Annotated in this window: 13 protein-coding genes; 6 read left to right on the top strand and 7 right to left on the bottom strand. The window is 38.3% G+C overall.

Features of this window, described 5'->3' with window-relative positions; genetic code table 11:
* Nucleotides 1–57: 57 nt before the first annotated feature.
* Together mgtE and M9426_RS04790 are read right to left on the bottom strand one after the other, a co-directional pair.
* The gene (gene mgtE / locus M9426_RS04795) at nt 58–1,380 is read right to left on the bottom strand and encodes a magnesium transporter (protein WP_250341487.1); all 1,323 of its coding nucleotides are present in this window, start codon (nt 1,378–1,380) and stop codon (nt 58–60) included.
* 248 nt (nt 1,381–1,628) lie between these two features.
* On the bottom strand, nt 1,629–2,201 hold the full coding sequence (locus M9426_RS04790) for a helix-turn-helix domain-containing protein (protein WP_250341486.1): 573 nt from the start codon (nt 2,199–2,201) through the stop codon (nt 1,629–1,631).
* Between the two features lie 217 nt (nt 2,202–2,418).
* Between M9426_RS04790 and M9426_RS04785 the strand changes: the two genes are divergently transcribed.
* A complete protein-coding gene (locus M9426_RS04785) occupies nt 2,419–3,315 on the top strand; it encodes an alpha/beta hydrolase (protein ID WP_250341485.1) in 897 nt (298 codons plus the stop codon).
* A 132-nt stretch (nt 3,316–3,447) separates the two neighbouring features.
* On the opposite strand, the gene M9426_RS04780 is transcribed toward M9426_RS04785, so the two are convergent.
* The 3 genes from M9426_RS04780 to msrB form a co-directional block, all read right to left on the bottom strand.
* On the bottom strand, nt 3,448–4,851 hold the full coding sequence (locus tag M9426_RS04780; protein ID WP_250341484.1) for an alanine/glycine:cation symporter family protein: 1,404 nt from the start codon (nt 4,849–4,851) through the stop codon (nt 3,448–3,450).
* Between the two features lie 11 nt (nt 4,852–4,862).
* Complete coding sequence (glsA, locus tag M9426_RS04775) at nt 4,863–5,786, bottom strand: glutaminase A (protein ID WP_005955224.1); 924 nt, start codon at nt 5,784–5,786, stop codon at nt 4,863–4,865.
* Nucleotides 5,787–6,043: 257 nt separating this feature from the next.
* A complete protein-coding gene (gene msrB, locus M9426_RS04770) occupies nt 6,044–6,985 on the bottom strand; it encodes a peptide-methionine (R)-S-oxide reductase MsrB (protein WP_250341483.1) in 942 nt (313 codons plus the stop codon).
* Nucleotides 6,986–7,362: 377 nt separating this feature from the next.
* Here msrB and M9426_RS04765 point away from each other — a divergent pair, with 377 nt between their 5' ends.
* The 5 genes from M9426_RS04765 (at nt 7,363) to M9426_RS04745 (ending at nt 13,030) form a co-directional block, all read left to right on the top strand.
* Entirely contained in the window at nt 7,363–7,998 is a 636-nt protein-coding gene (locus tag M9426_RS04765; RefSeq protein WP_250341482.1) for a ZinT/AdcA family metal-binding protein, read from the top strand.
* An 81-nt stretch (nt 7,999–8,079) separates the two neighbouring features.
* Nucleotides 8,080–9,375, top strand: a complete 1,296-nt coding sequence (locus tag M9426_RS04760; RefSeq protein WP_250341481.1) for a metal ABC transporter substrate-binding protein — start codon at nt 8,080–8,082, stop codon at nt 9,373–9,375.
* Nucleotides 9,376–9,378: 3 nt separating this feature from the next.
* On the top strand, nt 9,379–10,053 hold the full coding sequence (locus M9426_RS04755) for a metal ABC transporter ATP-binding protein (protein WP_250341480.1): 675 nt from the start codon (nt 9,379–9,381) through the stop codon (nt 10,051–10,053).
* Nucleotides 10,040–10,837 (top strand): metal ABC transporter permease, encoded by a 798-nt coding sequence (locus tag M9426_RS04750; protein WP_250341479.1) that lies wholly within the window; start codon nt 10,040–10,042, stop codon nt 10,835–10,837. The genes M9426_RS04755 and M9426_RS04750 overlap by 14 nt, the downstream gene beginning before the upstream one ends.
* Before the next feature lie 189 nt (nt 10,838–11,026).
* A complete protein-coding gene (locus M9426_RS04745; protein ID WP_250341478.1) occupies nt 11,027–13,030 on the top strand; it encodes a C69 family dipeptidase in 2,004 nt (667 codons plus the stop codon).
* A gap of 104 nt (nt 13,031–13,134) precedes the next feature.
* On the opposite strand, the gene M9426_RS04740 is transcribed toward M9426_RS04745, so the two are convergent.
* A complete protein-coding gene (locus M9426_RS04740; RefSeq protein WP_250341477.1) occupies nt 13,135–14,091 on the bottom strand; it encodes a glutathione S-transferase family protein in 957 nt (318 codons plus the stop codon).
* A gap of 107 nt (nt 14,092–14,198) precedes the next feature.
* Nucleotides 14,199–16,034, bottom strand: coding sequence for an ATP-dependent zinc metalloprotease FtsH (gene ftsH / locus M9426_RS04735; protein WP_250341476.1), 1,836 nt, complete (start codon nt 16,032–16,034; stop codon nt 14,199–14,201).
* Nucleotides 16,035–16,049 lie beyond the last annotated feature (15 nt).

The following is a 16,049-nucleotide window of genomic DNA, read 5'->3' as shown; positions in this document are numbered from 1 at the left end:
AAAATAATCTTAATAAGCATAAAAAAAGAAGAAGCCTGTGCTTCTTCAAAATATTTTTTAAACGCCTAATAAAATTGTTGCCACTTCGAAATAGACGAATAGTACCAAGGTATCTACTATTGTTGTGATAAGTGGTCCCGCCATTATTGTTGGGTCTACGTGAGTTTTTTCCGCGATAAGAGGAAGGATTCCTCCAATAATTTTTGATAGGACTATTGTTGTAAGAAGGGTAACTGAAACTGTTAGTGTCACTCCTAGGCTAACGCTGTCGAGGATGGACATCCTAATAATATTTACTATTACAAGTATAAGACCAACTATTATTCCAATTCGAAGTTCCTTAAACATTACTTGGACAAATTCTTTGAATTCAATTTCGCCAGTATAAATTCCACGTATAACAGTTGTTGATGACTGTGTACCTGCGTTTCCGCCTGAGTCCATTAGCATAGGGATATAGGCTGCAAGGGCAACTGATGATGCCAAGAGGGTCTCATATCTTTTTATAATAAAGCTTGTGAAGGTTGCTGTTACAAGACAAATAATTAGCCACATTGTCCTGTCCTTTGCAAGTCTAAATACAGACTTATCCCAGTAGTGTTCTGGTGACGACTCGCTAATACCGTGGATGTTACCCAAGTCTTCTTCGTATTCTTCGTGCATAACGTCGATTGCCCATTCTGCTGGGACAATACCCACAAGTCTGCCTTCAGAATCTGTTACAGGGATTTCTGATAAGTCGTACTTAAAGGCCAGCTTAGCAACAACTTCTTGGTCATCTGTTGCATAAACGCTGGCGTTAATTGGGTGCATAAATTCTTCGATGTTCTTGTTTTTATTACGAAGAAGGTCGGCTAGATTTACATAGCCTATTAGGACTAGGGACTGGTTTGTAACCCAAACTTGTTCTAGTCTATCTGCATCTAGGTCTGAGTGAATAATTTTTTCCAAGGCTTGTGTTGGTGTAGCTGTTGATTTAACAAAGATGAATCCAACGGACATGATGGAACCAACAGAATCCTTAGGGAAGCCTAGTAGTTCGTTGATGATTGGTCTTCTGTCCTCTTCGATGTATTGGTTCATAAACTTTCTAACCATGTTGGCAGGAAGTTCTTGCAAGGTATCTACAACCTCGTCTTCTTCAAGTTCTTTCATAAGGCTCATAATCCTATCTTCGGATAATGAGCCTATCATTTCTATTTTCTTATCCCTTGGCAAGAGTGAAAAAGCGTCTGCCAAGAGGTCTTTTTTTAGAAGTTTTATCCAAATGGCTGTGTCTTCTTTGGATAGGTCTTCTAGTCTTTCTGCAATGTCAACAGGGTCCATCCTGTTGATCTTGCCTTGCAAGATTTTTAATCTTTCTCTATCTAAGTTGTTCATGTAACCTCCTAATTTCAGCAAATATCATAAATTTTTGCATAAAAATTCGCTGCCTAGCGGTAAAGATACATGCACTTAAGACTCTAAGTATAGATCACAAGACTTTCTTTATCGCATAGGCACATACATATTTTCCAGGGTCGACTGGTATCCATGTAAACACCTCCATATAAAATGATTTTAACATATATTGACTTATTAAACTATTTTTAATTTTCCTAAAGAAAAATCCACCTCCTGGGGTGGACTTATTTTTTATTTTTTATTATGTGATAGAAGACTATTAGGGGAGAGAAAAGGTAGACTAGGGGAAAGGCTACTTTGGAGAACAAGTTGTAATCAAAGTCATCTAATTTGTCGCTTATATCTTTGTAGGCTTGGGGGAAGGCTATTAGGGCCACTATCACGTAGATTGTAAAGACAAGGTAGGGCATTTCTTTTGGGTCCTTGCCCAGATAACTTTCTACAAAGAGGAAGTAGTAGACTGAGAAAAAGAATATTCCTAGACCACAAAGGCAGGCATAGATGAAGATGTCCCAGAGGCCCTCTCCAAGAACTTTTTTCTTGCTTCTTTTATCGTCACTTATTTCTTCAACTTTGTCTCTTGTTACTTCTTTCTTTTCTTCCACAGCTTGACCGATAAAGTATGCCATATCAAGACCAAAGACTTCAGAGAGTTCTCTCAAGTTAGTCATTGTTGGTGTGGCCTTATCATTTTCCCATTTTGAAATTGCCTGCCTTGTTACAAAAAGTTTGTCGGCTAGATCTTCTTGGGAGAGATTTAATTCTCGTCTCTTTGCTTTTATTTTTTCTCCGTACATAATTTTCACTCGCTTTTATTCTCTTAAAATTTCATTTTATGTAAGAAATGATAACAAAAATATACTTGTCTAACAAGCGAATGGGCAGCAACTTTTGGTTGCGGAGGCTTTTTCCCTAGTTTTTATAAAAAATTTATTTTGAAGAACCTTTTTCTTAAAATTTTTAATCTTTTTCTTGTTAAAGTGATAATATGTGATTGAAGATAGGAGGGTTGTTATGAGCATTTCTTATAAGGTTATAGCAGGTCTAGTAAGGGCACTTAGAATTAAAAAAATTTTTCTCTTGCCAAAGGATAAGATTTTAAATTATGCCAGAAGGCAAAATCAAAAGCCAAGCTTCAAGCTAAAAGATGAAGCTGATATTTATTATGAGGATAGGACTTTTTTGTCCCAAAGATTAATTTTAATACATTCAAAAAATAAAAATCCCGGGGCAATTTTGTACCTCTTTGGCGGCGGCTACATAACAAATCCAGACAAGAGGGACTTAAGTCTTGCTAAGAAAATTTGTCGCGAGACTGGAAAAGACGTCTGGTTTTATTTTTACCCCCTTTGCATCGACAAGACCATAGTGGAAACTTATGCTGCCACTGCAGGAGTCTATGAAGAAATGACAAAAACCTATGGGGAAGAGCCCCTTTCTATTTTGGGCTTTTCATCTGGAGCATCACTTGCCCTGGGTCTCGGCCTTTATATAAATGCAAATAAGTTGAGCTTGAATATGCCGAGAGAAATCATCGCATCATCTGCCGGCGGCTGTCTATCTCAGGACCTCGACATGGATAGGCTCAAGGAATTGAACAAGAAGGACATAATGGTTGACTACAAGTATTTTGACACTGCGCGAGAAATTATGACTAAGGGAGAAAGCATCCCTGACTACATGCTTTATCCCTACAGGGGAGACTTTAGCAACTTCCCTATGACCTACCTCTATTATGGGTCTTACGAAGTTATCTATGCCTTTGCACCACTTTTTGAAGAAGCCCTAAAAAAATATAATGTGGATTACAAGATAATAGTGGGAGAAGGACTTTGCCACTGCTATCCACTCTTGTCAATCTTCCCAGAAGGCAAAAAGGCCCAAGAGGAAATTATAAATATTTTAAAATAAAAGATGCCAGAGACTTAACCCTCTCTGGCATTTTCTATTTTTTTAACCGCAATAAAAAACCACAAAAAATGGACCTAAGCTTGGCTTAGGTCACTAATAAATTATTTTATTTTACAATTATTCTTATATTATTTATTTCCAGTAGTCTAATTTTGAAGTGTCGATGCCAATTGTTTCTGCTTTGAATACTGGGTTCTTGCCTTCTTCTCTTTGTTTCTTGTAGTCGTCAAGTGCCTTAAGTGCTGTTCCACCAAGGATAATGATTGTTGGGATGTTGATTAAGCACATAACTCCCATTAAGAAGTCTGCGATGTCCCATGCAAGTGACATTTCCATACCAGCGCCTACAAAGATTAGGATTGTTGCTATAATTCTGTAGCAAAGCATGAATGTCTTTGAAGGTGTTTTCTTGTTAAGGTATGTTAAGCAAGAGTCTACATAGTATAGGTTACCAAGTAGGGTTGTAAAGGCAAATAGTGCAAGGGAAACTGTGATAAATAGGTTTCCATATCTTCCAAATACTGTTGCTAGTGATGCTTGAACAAATGGTGCTCCTGCTAATTCTTCTGTTGGAGCAATGCCTGATGCAAGTGACATAAAAGCTGTTGCTGAACAGATAACAAGTGTATCTAGGAATACAGATATCATTTGTACTAGACCTTGTTTAACAGGGTGAGATACTGATGCTGATGCTGCTGCGTTTGGAGCAGAACCCATACCAGCTTCGTTAGAGTAAAGTCCTCTCTTAATACCTTGTACTAAAGCTGAACCTGCAACTCCACCAAAGATTGCCTTGAAGTTAAAGGCATCTTCAAAGATCATACCAAACATTGCTGGAATATTTTTTGCATTTATAAGGATCATTATAAGGGCCATAATTACGAAGATAACGCCCATTACTGGTACTAGTAAAGATGTGTATTTTATAATTCTCTTTCCACCACCAAGGATACAATATCCTGCTAATACTGCAAGAACTGCACCTATCATCCAAGAAGTTTTTCCTGGAACGTAGAAGTCATATACTCTAAAGGAGTCTTGAAGGTTGAAGGATGCAAGCATGTTAAATCCTACTGCGTATGTTGCAATAAGTGCTACTGCAAATAGAACGCCAATACCTCTTGAGCCAAGTGCGTTTTCAATGTAGTAAGATGGTCCACCGTAGGATACTCCATCGGAACCACGTTTTTTATAAATTTGTGCTAGTGTTGATTCTATAAAGGCTGATGCACCACCGATTAGGGCGATGATCCACATCCAGAATACTGCACCAGGTCCACCAAGGCAGATTGCGTTGGCAACACCAACGATATTACCTGTACCAACTCTTGATGCTGTTGATACCATTAGTGCTTGGAAGGAAGATACGTCGTCTTTTCCTTCTGGCTTTTCTGTTATAACTTTAAAGGCTTCTCCTAAAAGTCCAAATTGTATAAATTTTGTTCTAATTGTGAAATAAAATCCACAAGCAAGTAATACTATGATTAATATTGGATAATATAAAACGCCATTAACGGCAGATAATAATTCTCTCATATTTTACCTCTCTAATAAATTGATAAGTCTAATTCTTGTGATAAGTATTCTAACATCCTAACTCCAGAGTAGGAGTTGCCGTGAGTGTCAAGCCTTGGTGCATATACTGCAAGGCCAGTTTTGTTGTTGGATGCAGTTACAATGCCGCCACCAACTCCTGACTTGGCAGGAAGCCCAACTCTTATGGCAAAGTCGCCTGAGTAGTCATAGGTTCCACAAGTTGCCATCAAGGATCTTAGAACTCTAGCTTCGTTTGGACTTATTACTTTTTTACCTTCTATATCAAGTCCATTATTAGAAATAACATAGGACATGTGTGCTAGGTTTTCTGTGTTTACAAGGATTGAACAAGCCTTAAAATATGTATCTAATACTTCTTCTACCTTTGTATCACTTGGCAGGATTCCCTTAGCTAACATCAAGTAGATTAGGGTCCTGTTTGTAAAGGAAGATTCCTTTTCTGACTGGGCAATTTCTCTGCTGTAATCTACGTCTTCACCTAAAAATTGGCTGGCCTTTTCTAGTATTACATCAAAGGTTTTTTCTCTATAAACGTTATATAAAATAGCTACTATAATAATTGCGCCAGCATTGATAAAAGGGTTGACTGGTATTTTCTTTTCTGAAAGTTCCAACTCAATTACAGAGTTAAAAGGTTTAGCCGACGGTCTAACTCCAACGTATTTCTTTAGTTCTGAAACCTTGTAGTTCTCCATGGCAAGAGCATATAGAATTACCTTTACAATTGACTGAATAGAATATCTAACCTTAGAATCCCCAACACTATAAATGTTTCCATCTTCTATTGTAGAAATTGCAAGCTTATTTGCATCTACCTTTGCAAGTTCAGGAATATAATCTGCAACAGCTCCTTCGTGTATATATTTTCTACCTAAATTAAGAGCCTTCCCCAAAACTTCTTCTGAGTAAATCATCAATATCACCTCCTCTTTTTATTTTTGGAATTGTTTTCCCGTGTATTTAGATTATCACAATAAACCGTCTTTTTCAATTACTAATTTAACATTGTAGTGTGTCTTCCATTTAAACTGGCTTACGGGAAATCATTTTTACTTCTTTCATTTTTCAAATTTTTTATTTGTCTTTACTTTAGCCCTTATTTAATTTTTTAATTATTTTTTTCTTTTTGCAAAATAAAAGAACCTAATATTAAATTAGGTCCAAAAAATTTTTATTTAACAAATATCTTGTAGTCAGTATAACCTTTTTCATCCATGTCCTCATAGGGGATGAAGTCAAGAGCTGCGCCGTTGATGCAGTACCTAAGTCCACCCATGTCTATTGGTCCATCAGGAAAGACGTGGCCAAGGTGGGAGTCTGATGACTTAGACCTTACCTCTGTCCTAACCATTCCATAGGATGTGTCAACTTCTTCATCAAGATAGGTTGAGATGATTGGTCTTGAGAAGGATGGCCAGCCGCAACCTGCATCAAACTTATCTGATGAGACAAAGAGGGGCTTTCTTGAAAGCTTGTCTACATAGATTCCCTTCCTATATTCATGGTTTAAGTCACTTGTGAAGGGCCTTTCCGTTCCAGAATTTGCCATGACTTCATAGGAGATGTCATCAAGTACTTCTCTCTTGTTCTTGTTTAAAAATTCTCTCTTGTCATCAATTATTGGATCATCAGCTAAGCTCAAATTGACGTGACAATAGCCCAAGGGGTTCTTGTCGAGATAGTCTTGGTGGTAGTCCTCTGCCTTAACAAAGTTTTTAATAGGAGAGATTTCCACTGCCAGCTTGCCAAGCCTTTCTTCTTCATAGGCCATGAAGTCTCTGACAAGATTTTCTGACTCCTCGTCTCCCTCTTCCCAATAAATTCCTGTCCTGTATTGTCTTCCTACATCATTACCTTGTCTGTTAATAGACTTGGGATCAATAATTCTGAAGTAGTGGAATAGGATCTCTGTAAGGGAGATGCGGGATAAGTCGTAATAAATCTTTACTGTCTCTGCATGGTCTGTCCTTGCTACAGATTCATAATTTGTTTCGTCGCTAATTCCATTGGCATAACCAACCATGGTCTTCTTTATTCCCTTTATTCTTTTGAAGTAGCCTTCAGTCCCCCAGAAGCATCCACCTGCAAGATAAATAATTTTTATGTTTTTCATTTTATCACCTAAGCTACCTTTACCCAAAACTAATAAATAAATATAAGGTCTTCTTGGACTCCTTTTAGGGGAGAGCTTTGTCATTAATAATATTTCTATGCTTGGACTCATGCTTATTTCTTAATTTTTGTGAGTTGATTAAATATTTAGATCAAAATAATTTTTATAAACAATAATCTTTAGTGTTTATTAAATAAAACTGGATAAGTTCTTTAAAACAAAATTTTTCTACTTGTTATACTAGTTTTATAAAAATGATAACACTTATCATTTGCAAGTTATTAATGTTTTGTAAATCCTTCATATAAAAGAAATTTTTCCCTACAATTTCTTTAATTCTTCGCAAAATATTAGATAACTTATATTAAGGAGGAATTATGAATAAAAAATTTAGACTGTCACTAGGCCTATTGGCCCTATCTGCAACACTTCTTGTTGCTTGCAATAAGGAAGAAACTAAGAATGAGCCTAAAGAGAACAACACTAAGGTTGAACAAAATGTAGAGGCTAAGGCTGAAGATAAGGCTACTGATGAAGTTGCTCTTTCTGACTGGGACGGAGAATGGAATAATATTGCCAACTATCTTGATGATCCTGGACTAAAGGGAGCTTACGAGGAAGTTGCTAAGAGAGACAAGATCACAGAAGATCAAGCTAAAAAGAATTTTGCTGATCACGTTGCAGTTGATTTTGGAGCCCTAAAGGTTGATGGAGATAGCATAACTTTCTTAACTGGACCTGAAGGAGACGAAATTGACAAGGCTGACTACAAGCTTGTAGACAAACACCCAATGGAACACGGTGGAAAAACTCTTTATTGGTACGAGTTTACTTCTAATGGAAAATATCCAACAATTTTATTAATGCCAGTTCACGGCGAAGACCACATGCCACACTTCCACTTAAGAGTTGGAGGAAGTGCTGAAGAAATGTTAGCTAAGGATGACTGGTACCCAACATTTGTTAGTCCAACAGTAACTATCGATCAAGTTTACGAAGAAGTTGCTGAATAATATTTCTATTTTTTTCTATCCTCGATGTTTCATCTCTTGATGTTCATCGGGGATAAATTTTTTTAAGAGAAAGGAGACTTTATGTCAAAAATAATAAAAATTATGACTGTATTTCTCTTGGCTTTTTCTCTAGTTGCCTGTAAGGCAGAAAAGGATGACAAGGCAAAACCTGTCGTCTACACTTCCTTTTATCCAGTCTACAGCTTAACTAAAAGCGTAGTTGGTGACACTGTGGACCTAAGGATCCTCATGCCAAAAAACCAGGATCCCCACCTCTGGGAGCCAACTCCAAGAAGGATAAAGGATCTGTCAAAGTCTGACCTTTTGATTATAAATGGAGCAAATATGGAACACTGGGCAGACTCAATTGCAAATACCCTTCCAAATTTGGATATCCTAAATCTTGCCAGCGGGGTAAATTTAATTTCCTACAAGGGGGCTGCTGCCATTGGAGACTTCCAATACATGCTGGCTGGCGACTTTGACAAGGAAACCTACTCCTTTGACTTTGGTCACACTCACGAAGACAACATGAGGATTGCCTTCCTCTATTGCGACAAGGACTACTCTGAAAAGGACCTTGTTAAGATGGGACGAAAGATCATGGAGGACCCCGGAGAAGATATTCCACAAAAATCTTTAATTAAGGTTGAGGACAGAAAGACTTACAAGCTTGAGATGGGCCACGAGCATGGAGAAATTTATTACAAGCTTCCTAAGAAGGGAAGGTGGATTATGTTTAGCGACAGAATTTCCACAGACCTTCTTTCTTATAAGATGCTTGATGCCCATGGAGATCCTATGAAACTTGATGTCCTTCGTGATACTTCAACTACTAACGAGGACAAGATAACCTACGATCCTCACTCTTGGATGAGTATTAGAAATGCCAAGAGATATGTAAATGATATTGAATACAAGATGTCCAAGCTCTATCCAGAGAATAAAAGCCTCTACAGGAAGAATGCTTCAAAGACTTTGAGAAAGCTTACAGAGCTTGACTACAAGTACAGGGACCTCTTTAAGAAAACTAAGAGGAAGGAATTTATTGTGAGTCACTTTGCCTTTGCCTACCTTGCAAAGGACTTTGACCTCATCCAATATCCTCTCCAAGGTCTAACAAGTACAGATTCTCCAAGTATAAAGAAGATCACCAGCGCCATAGATGACGCAAGGGATAGAAAGATCAATACAATCTTTTACGAATATGGGATGCCAAAAAATGGGGCAGACATAATCGCAGAAGAAATTGGTGCTGACCTAAAAGGCCTAATATCCATGGAATATATTAACAGGGATATCGAAAGGGACGTTGGAGACGACTTTATAGACATGATGGAATACAATTTGAAAAATATATATGAATCATTGAGGTGATATATGAAGGCTATTGAAATAAAAAATGCCAACTTTGCCTACGATAGGGACCCAGTTCTCAGGGACTTAAACCTAACCCTGATGAACAAGGAGAAGATCACTATAATCGGTGGCAACGGAGTTGGCAAGACAACTTTAATAAAAATAATTATTGGGGAGCTCAAGCTAAGGTCTGGAGAAATAAAAATTTTTGAAGAAGACCTAAATATAGATTCACTGAAAAAAATCGGCTACGTTCCTCAATCACAAAAGGAAAACTTATATACTTTCCCAATTTCTGTCAAGGAGCTTGTAACCCTACAACTCTATGAGAGCATGGGGATGATAAAAATTCCAAGAAAGATTCACTACGACAAAACTATGGAGCTTTTAAAGAAGATGAATCTTGAGAAGTACGCAGACTATCCTATAAGGGACCTGTCTGGTGGTTTGAGACAAAGGGTTGTAATCACAAGGGCCCTTATGAACAATCCTGAAATTTTAATTTTTGACGAGCCAACATCTGGTGTCGACGAAAATTCAAAGAGGCAGTTTGCCAAAACCCTTGAAGACCTAAACAAAAATTTTGACGTTTCCATAATTTTAATAACCCACGAACTAGACTGGGTGAAAAATAATTTGCAAATGGATAAGTTTTATGAACTAAAGAAGGGAGGTCTTGAACTTGTTGCAGTATAGCTTTATGATTAGGACCATCTTAGTTTCCCTCATGATTTCCATAATAATTCCCCTAATTGGGATTGTAATAGTAAATCGTGGAACTTCTATGATGGGAGATGCCCTATCTCACGTTTCACTAGCTGGGGTTGCCTTGGGACTAATCCTTTCAATCAACCCCCTAATTGGTGCCATCTTTGCCTGTGTCATTGGAGCCTTTTCCATTGAAAAAATCAGGAAGAAGTTCCCACAGTTTGGTGACATGGCAACAGCCATAATAACCTCTATGGGGCTGGGACTTGCTGCCCTCTTGTCAGATTTTTCGCCAGGAGGAAGCAGCTTTGACGCCTATCTCTTTGGAAGTATTGCATCAGTATCAAAGGCTGACGTTATAATCGTCCTCATAACCTTTATACTTGTTGTTGCAATTTCTTTAATTTATTATTTTGGTCTCCTCTCCATTGCAGTTGATCCACAACTTGCCAAGATGAGTGGGGTAAATGTGGCGAGAATAAATTCAATCTTCACACTTTTATCTGCCCTTACCATTGCCCTTTCAGCCAAAATAATTGGTGCCCTCATGGTGACATCACTCATAGTTTTGCCAGTGGCATCATCACTATTAATAAGTAAATCCTACAAGGCAACCTTCCTAAACACCCTGGTCCTTGGACTTATTTACACCCTAAGTGGTGTCATTCTGTCCTACTACTTTGACCTAAAACCAGGTGGAGCAATAGTAGTTATTGCCTCCCTAGGAATGCTAGTTTGCCTCTTGATTTCAAAACTAAAAAACAAGAAATAAGTTAAGTCTGCAAGATAACTTGCAGACTTTTCTTTTGTGGTTTTAAGTGATATATCGACAAAATTTTGTACAAAATTAAAACATTGACTTATTATATTCTCAGGTGTTAATTTATATTTATAAAAACGCTCCCATCATCTTTATTTAGATAAAGAAAACATTTTTATAAAAGGGAGCAAGGAGGTATTTATGAAAAATAGCAAGAAGAGATTATTGATAGCAGGTCTTGCATCTAGCATGGTCTTATCCATGGCAGTTCCAACTTTTGCCTGCACAGGTATTATCGTTGGTAAAGACCTAACTACTGATGGTTCTTTTATCTTTGGAAGAACTGAAGACTACCAAAGAAATAGGACTATGAGACTTGTAACTCACCCACGTGGAGAAATCAAGAAAGGCGATAAGTTGGTTGATGTCAACAACGGATTTACATACATACACAAGGAAGACTCTTTGAAGTTTTTCTCAACTCCAGACTCTTCTAAGAAGCCAAAAGACATGGAACAAGGTGTCTACGATGCAGCTGGCTACAATGAAGCAGGTGTAGGTATCTTCTGTACAGTTTCTGCTGACCCATCAGACGAAGTCTTAAAGGCTGATCCTTTTGTAAAAGATGGTGTCAATGAAGCAAGTATGACAACTTTCTTACTTGCACACGCAAAATCAGCTAGGGGCGCAATAGAACTTTTGGCAAAAACTATTGATGAGCAAGGTGCGTCAATGGGTGACATTGTTGCCTTTGGCGACCAAGATGAAGTTTGGTACATGGAAATTTACACTGGCCACCAATATGTTGCCATTAAGTATCCTGCCGACAAATTTAGTATCTTCCCTAACGATTTTTGGTTAGGTGGCGTTGACCTTAAGGACAAGGAAAATGTAATTGCATCAAAAGACATAGTCGAAGTTGCAAAGAAGGCAAAGACTTATAAGGAAACTGCTGATGGTCTAATGGATATGGCTGGATCCTATGGCCCTAAGGAAATTAGAGATACATCTCGTTCAAGAGTTTGGTCTGGTATCCACGACCTTGACCCTAACTCAAAAGTTCCTTACGATGCAAAGAGATTTGACTTGTTAAATGACCTATCAGAAGGCAGTGAAAAAATAGATATAACTCATGCCCTAAATGTATTTAGAAATAGACTTGATGGAACTGAATTTACTCCATCAGACAACAAGGCTGAGAGAAAGGCAAACCCTAAGACTCACAAGAGACCAATTGGATCTATTAACACAATGCAAGCCCACATCTTCCAAATTAAGAAGGGTTATCCAAAGGAAGCTCCAGGTCTTATGTGGATGACTCTAGGAAGTCCACTTAACATTCCTTGGATTCCAATTTTCCCTGACATCAACGACTCTACTCCTGAAGCAAAAAATGATTCACCAGTTTATGATGCAAACTCTTACTACTGGGTTGGCTCATCTGTTAATGATTTAGTTTCTGGCAACAGAGAAGCACTTGGCGAATCAACAAGAAAAACTGTAACAGACTTTGAAGCTAAAATCATGAAGGACCTTCCTCAAGTTGAAAAGGAATGGATTGAACTTTATTCTAAGGACAAGGCAAAGGCTGCAGAATTCTCTACTGCTAAGACAATGGAATGGGAAAAAGAAGTTTTTGACCTAGAAAAGGGACTACAAAAAGAACTTTCACAAGTTTCTAAGGCCGACTTAATTGATCACTGGGCAAGAAAGCCTATTATCGATGCCATCAACAAGAAGTTAATGGTTGGTACAAGTGACCTTAAGTTCTCTCCAAATGAAAAAATCACTCGCGGAGAATTTATAACAATACTTGGAAGACTTGGCAAGCTTGACACAAAGAAATACGCTGAAGTTAAGGACAAGAACATCGAAGCTGGCAAGTTCTACACTGAATACATGAACTGGGCTGTTGAAAATAAACTTCTTCCAAAGACTTCTAAGCCAATGGCTAATGAAGACATCACTCGTGAAGAAATGGCTTACACTTTGGCAGCTTATCTAAAATTAATGGGCGACGACACTTCAACTCTTAAGATGGTAGTCTTTGATGACCAAAAGGAAATCTCTGACTGGGCTCTTGGCGAAATTGAATTCCTAGTTAACAAGGGAATCCTAAGTGGAACTACTAACAACAAGTTCTCACCTAAGGCAAACTTAACAAGGGCAGAAGTAGCACAAATAATTTCAAAACTTGATAAGTAAGTTTATAAAACTTGGTAAATTTAAAAATCCTAGGCCTGAAAACCTAGGATTTTTTTGTTTATTAAATTTTAAATTTTCAAGAGTTTTAGATTTCACATCTCTATTTAAAGTGAGAAGTCTATCTCTGGACCTATTGGAACTATTTTATTTGGATTTATTAGGTCGTGGGACATGTAGTAGTGGGTCTTGATGTGGTCTAAGTCTACTGTCTCTGGCACTCCCTCCATGTTGTAAATAACTCTTGTGTATCTCCAAATATTTTCATAAGAAGTGAGGGGTCTTAGGTTGCACTTGAAGTGACCAAAGTAAACTGAGTCAAATCGAACTAGAGTGGTAAAGAGTCTTATGTCTGCTTCAGTAAACCTATCGCCAACTAAAAACTTATTCTTTGATAAGATTTCTTCTATCTTATCTAGTGCATCAAATACATTTTTTGCCCCCTCTTGGTAAACTTCTTGTTTTGTTGCAAAGCCCGCCTTGTAAACTCCATTGTTAATCCTGTCATAGACAAAGTCGTTTATCTCATCTATCTCATCTCTAAGGTCTTCTGGATAGAAGTCTCCCTCTTTTGCTCCCAAGTCGTCAAAGGCGTGGTTGAAGATCCTAATTATTTCTGATGACTCATTATTTACGATTTTTTCTTCTTTTGTGTCGTAGAGAACTGGCACAGTTACCCTGCCAGTGTAGTCTGGCTTCACATGGGTGTAAAGCTCATGAAGGTACTTAAAGCCATGAACCTTATCCTCTGTTGCACCTGGATAGTCTCCAAAGGTCCAACCCTTGTCATACATTAGTGGACTTACAATTGAAAGACCAACTATGTCTTCAAGTCCTTTTAGCTTCCTAACCATTAGGGCCCTTGCTGCCCAAGGACAAGCTAGTGAAACATAAAGGTGGTATCTTCCCTTTTCTGCTGGGTAGGCCTTCCTGTCCTCATCATCAATCTTTCCGTCCTTTGTTATCCAGTCCCTAAAGGAGGAGTCCTTCCTAACAAACTTTCCTCCAGTTGATTCTGTGTCATACCACTCATCAACCCATTTACCTTCTACTAATAATCCCATGTTCATCTCCTTTTCTCTCTCTAAATTTTTCTAACTATATTTATACTTTACCCTTGCAAGATTTTTGCAATCAAAAAAGGCGGCCCAAGCCACCTTCTTCATAATTCTTATTCTTCTTCATCAAAGTTCTTGTACTTTGATAAAATTTCCATAAATTGTTTGCCAGTTATTGTTTCTTCTTCTAACAAGAATTCAGAGAGTTCCTTCATGGCATCCCTATTGTCTGCAATTAATTTTCTTGCATTGTCTTGGGCTGATTTCACAATCTTAACCATGAGGTCGTCAATTTCTTTTCTTGTTTCTTCAGAGCAGTTCATGTTTCCATTGTCGCCCATGTATCTTGAACCAGAGTCTTGGAACTTAACCATGCCAAATTCGTCAGCCATACCATATTGGGTGATCATGGACCTTGCAGTTTCTGTAGCTTTCTCTATATCGTTGGCAGCCCCAGTAGAAACTTCATTAAAGATAACTTCTTCTGCTGCACGTCCACCACAAAGTGTTGTGATGTGGTTAATTAAATCTTCTCTTGTGTAGAGATTTTTTTCGTCCTTAGGAACCTGCATAGTGTAACCTAGGGCTCCTGAAGTCCTTGGGATAATTGTAATTTTTTCCACAGGTTCAGACCCAGTTTGAAGAGCTGCAACAAGGGCATGACCAATTTCATGGTAGGCAACCCTCTTCTTTTCTTCTGGAGAAAGGATATCTTGCTTTCTTTGGGCACCTGCAATTACAACTTCAATGGACTCTTGGATGTCCTCTTGACGAACCTTATCGTGGCCCATCCTAACTGCACGAAGGGCTCCTTCATTTAAGATGTTTGCAAGTTGGGCACCTGATGCACCGGCAGTTGACCTTGCAATAAGTGAATAGTCAATGTCATATTCCATCTTGTAGGACCTAGCGTGAACCTTTAGGATTTCAATCCTGTCCTTTAAAGTTGGGAGCTCAACCCTAATTTGTCTGTCAAACCTTCCCGGTCTAAGTAGGGCTGGGTCAAGGATCTCGGGCCTATTAGTTGCAGCAAGCATTACAATTCCAATGTTGCCGTCAAATCCGTCCATTTCAGTCAAAAGTTGGTTAAGAGTTTGCTCTCTTTCATCATTGCCAGAAATTCCTGCTGAATCTCTCTTCTTACCAATAGTATCAATTTCGTCAATAAAAATAATACATGGGGCATTCTTTTTCGCTTCGTCAAAGAGTTCCCTAACCTTAGCTGCACCACGTCCAACAAACATTTCCACAAATTCAGATCCTGCAATGGAGAAGAAGGGAACGTGGCTTTCTCCAGCTACTGCCCTGGCAAGTAGGGTCTTACCAGTTCCTGGAGGGCCAACAAGTAGGGCGCCCTTAGGGCACTTGGCACCAATGGCTGTGTATTTTCTTGGATTTTTTAAGTAGTCCACGATTTCCACTAGGGACTCCTCTGCCTCTTCTTGACCTGCAACGTCATCAAAGTTTACAGTCTCGCCACTTGGTTCGTACTTTTCAATTTTCTTTCCGCCACCAAAGATGCCACCGCTACCAAGATTTTCCATTCTCTTAGTCATTGCCCTTTGTAGCAAGAAGAATAGTAGGATTGGGAAACCCCAAGTCATTACAAAGTTCATAAATAAACTTGGCTTTTCTGGAATTTCAGAAGAGTAGTCAACATTTTTCTCTTCAAGGTCCTTAACTATGTCTGGGTCTTCCATCCTTCCAGTCTTGTATATTTTTTTGTCGTCCTTAAGCTTGTAGAGGATTTGGTCTTGTTTAAAACTTACCTCTTCAATTTTATTCTGGCTCAAGTTCTTCCTAAAGTCTGAATAAGAAGAACCCTCTATACTGTTTTGTGTCACCATTGGCAATATTAACCAGTTTAGGGCAAAGACTGCCAAGATTGAAATCAAGTAATATCTAAGTAAATTATATCTGGGCCTCTTGTTGTTGTCCTTATCTTCCATCTTATAAACCTCCTT

It is taken from the genome of Peptoniphilus genitalis, assembly GCF_023614525.1.
GTDB classification, from domain to species: domain Bacteria; phylum Bacillota; class Clostridia; order Tissierellales; family Peptoniphilaceae; genus Peptoniphilus_A; species Peptoniphilus_A genitalis.
The sequence above is the reverse complement of the archived record's forward strand: the minus strand, read 5'-3'. Positions and strand labels throughout refer to the sequence as shown.

Excerpts from the sequence above, each read along its gene's own strand:
- mgtE (WP_250341487.1), bottom strand. The coding sequence starts at position 1,380 with ATGAACAACTTAGATAGAGAAAGATTAAAAATCTTGCAAGGCAAGATC.
- M9426_RS04790 (WP_250341486.1), bottom strand. The coding sequence starts at position 2,201 with ATGTACGGAGAAAAAATAAAAGCAAAGAGACGAGAATTAAATCTCTCC.
- M9426_RS04785 (WP_250341485.1), top strand. The coding sequence starts at position 2,419 with ATGAGCATTTCTTATAAGGTTATAGCAGGTCTAGTAAGGGCACTTAGA.
- M9426_RS04780 (WP_250341484.1), bottom strand. The coding sequence starts at position 4,851 with ATGAGAGAATTATTATCTGCCGTTAATGGCGTTTTATATTATCCAATA.
- glsA (WP_005955224.1), bottom strand. The coding sequence starts at position 5,786 with ATGATTTACTCAGAAGAAGTTTTGGGGAAGGCTCTTAATTTAGGTAGA.
- msrB (WP_250341483.1), bottom strand. The coding sequence starts at position 6,985 with ATGAAAAACATAAAAATTATTTATCTTGCAGGTGGATGCTTCTGGGGG.
- M9426_RS04765 (WP_250341482.1), top strand. The coding sequence starts at position 7,363 with ATGAATAAAAAATTTAGACTGTCACTAGGCCTATTGGCCCTATCTGCA.
- M9426_RS04760 (WP_250341481.1), top strand. The coding sequence starts at position 8,080 with ATGTCAAAAATAATAAAAATTATGACTGTATTTCTCTTGGCTTTTTCT.
- M9426_RS04755 (WP_250341480.1), top strand. The coding sequence starts at position 9,379 with ATGAAGGCTATTGAAATAAAAAATGCCAACTTTGCCTACGATAGGGAC.
- M9426_RS04745 (WP_250341478.1), top strand. The coding sequence starts at position 11,027 with ATGAAAAATAGCAAGAAGAGATTATTGATAGCAGGTCTTGCATCTAGC.
- M9426_RS04740 (WP_250341477.1), bottom strand. The coding sequence starts at position 14,091 with ATGGGATTATTAGTAGAAGGTAAATGGGTTGATGAGTGGTATGACACA.
- ftsH (WP_250341476.1), bottom strand. The coding sequence starts at position 16,034 with ATGGAAGATAAGGACAACAACAAGAGGCCCAGATATAATTTACTTAGA.